Source organism: Kitasatospora sp. NPDC057542 (genome assembly GCF_042801945.1).
Lineage (GTDB): Bacteria > Actinomycetota > Actinomycetes > Streptomycetales > Streptomycetaceae > Kitasatospora.
The window spans coordinates 1-1,029 of record NZ_JBHVFE010000869.1 but is presented as its reverse complement, the minus strand read 5'-3'; the positions used below and the strand labels follow the sequence as shown (position 1 = coordinate 1,029).

General features: G+C 67.5%; 1 protein-coding gene. It reads left to right on the top strand.

The annotated features are described in order from the left end of the window. Nucleotides 1-465: 465 nt before the first annotated feature. A complete protein-coding gene (locus ACFU7Y_RS44200; RefSeq protein WP_224274883.1) occupies nt 466-891 on the top strand; it encodes a DUF2690 domain-containing protein in 426 nt (141 codons plus the stop codon). Nucleotides 892-1,029: the final 138 nt, after the last annotated feature.

The following is a 1,029-nucleotide window of genomic DNA, read 5'->3' as shown; positions in this document are numbered from 1 at the left end:
ACACCACGAGCGTTCCGCTGCGCAGGGACGCGGCGGCGCTCCGCGCCACCGATCCCAGGATCGGATTCCCTCCCCGGCTGAAGCCGGGGATACCCACCGAAGATCAGGGATGGACATCGGCAACCAGCCATGACAGAAGCCCTGTTCCGAATAGCGACACCCTTCGAGGCACTGACACGTCTCAGCCGGCGGCTGCGCCGAGGTAGAGGGCAGCCAGGCGGGGAAGGCGACGGTGCATCTCGTCAACGTCGTCGAAGTCGAAGCCCGGAATGAGTCCCACCGACGCGAGATCCCGCCAGATCGCCCGTCCCTCCACTCTTCGCACCGGTCGCACACTTTACTGTTTCTCCCTACTCCCCCGGTCATCACGGGGAGCCATGGCGCACGGAACCCGGTTCGCCAGAGCAGGAATCGATCACGGAGCATGTCCGACCTTCGCCCCGCTCGTCACACGAGGAGCCGCAGATGAAGAAGATCGCTGCCATCCTGGGCACCGCCGCACTGTCCGCAACCGCCCTCTTCGCGCTGTCCCCCAGCGCCCAGGCCACCACGAACGCAACGTGCTACGGCAGTTCTTGCTACCACAAGGACCCCTCGACCACCGGCTGCGGCAGTGACGCGATCACCGCCAAGAGCGCGCGGGCCTCGGACGGCACCCTGGTAGAGCTCCGTTACAGCGCGACCTGTCGTGCCGCATGGGCCCGCATCAGCAGTACCCACGTCGGCGCCGAGGCCTTCATCTCGAACACCGCGGGCCAGTCCGACAGCGTGAACGTCGCCTACGGGAGCGATGTCCACACGTCCATGGTGAACGACGTCAGCCTCCAGTCCCACGCGTGCTACGCGAAGAACTCCGGCTCCGACTTCTCCGCCTGCACGGGCTGGTACTGATCCCACCGGAGGTACCGCTCGGAAGCGACCGCTGCCGGTCACCGGCGCGCTGCAGGAGGGCGCCGGTGCCCGGCGGTCGCGGGCCGGGGTGACGGGGGTTTCGCGGAACTCGCCGATAAGCCAGTGCGGGATGCGGGC